Annotated in this window: 1 pseudogene; it reads right to left on the reverse strand. The window is 52.8% G+C overall.

The annotated features are described in order from the left end of the window. Positions 1–52 precede the first annotated feature (52 nt). Positions 53–1,197, reverse strand: a pseudogene (locus BM70_RS31780) (helix-turn-helix domain-containing protein); the annotation flags it as partial.

Consider the following 1,197-nt stretch of genomic DNA (forward strand, 5'->3'; position numbering starts at 1 on the left):
GCGCGGGTGTAGAACCGTAGACATCCTTTACATCTGAAACCGGGGACATCGTTTACACATTTGAAGCTTGGACGCGACTCATGCCTCGTCCAAGCCTCCCCAGGGGATAGTCACACAGGTACAGATCCCAAACATCATCTTCAACCTCTTTGAGCCCGATTCGTTCTCCTGATAGCGCTTCGCTAACAAACACCAACTTTCCTTTCCACATGATCGAGCCGTTCTGTCTGACGCTTCGTACTTCCATTTCCGCTGCATATTCCACATCCGGCAGGCATCCTGGATAAGCTCGAGTAGACGGTACGTACAGATCTCCTGGACGTTTCATGCCGAGCGCCTCGTGGGGGCGTATGTAATTGAATTCATGTCGAAAGTGCTCCAGTAAAAGCTGCTGCTCGATCAGGTTTTCCCCCAGTGGCAGTTCAAGCTTCAAACTGCGATGCATCCTTTCATGGCGGCCATTTTGGGCAGGTCGTCCCGGCATGGTTCGTTCGGGATATATACCCAGGCGGATCCACCAAACTGCCAGCGTGGACATTCTTGCCAGGCCTGGAGAAGCAAAGGGAACGCCGTTGTCAGAGCGAATGACTTCCGGCATCCCGTACTCCTGAAAAAGCCTCTCGAATGCTTGTTTGACAGGCTGGGTCATGATTTTGGGGTGTGCTCTACATGCCAAAATCAACCGTGAAGCATGGTCCGTAACGGTCAGGGGATAGCACATCTGGGCATTGAGCATCTTGAACTGCCCCTTGTAGTCAGCGCACCACGTCTTGTTGGGTTCGTTGGCTTCGCGCATTTCCCTGTGAACGCTACTGTGCCGTCGCTTGAAACGCCGTTTATTGACCAGTCCGAGCCTGTCAAGCCATTGGCCAGCCGTGCTTGGCGATGGCCAGGCGACAGACGGGTCATCGATTCGTAATAGCTCGACAAGCTTCTTCGGCCCCCATTTATCGTGGGCTTCTTTCATCGCCACTATGCGAGCCAAAATCTCATCGTCAGTCTTATTTGGGCTGGTGTGAGGTCGTCGAGACACTCTGCCAACGACTTTAAATTGCCTTCAACGTGACGGGAGATCCATTTATCTACAGTCGGTCGACTGACGCCAAAACGCCGAGCTAACTGGCTCTTGGTGAAATCGCCAGACAGCCAGTCGATGACCAGCTTGATTCGTTGATCCATAGGAGACTCTTGGTTCCA

Source organism: Pseudomonas sp. CHM02, from assembly GCF_000612585.1.
GTDB lineage: Bacteria > Pseudomonadota > Gammaproteobacteria > Pseudomonadales > Pseudomonadaceae > Aquipseudomonas.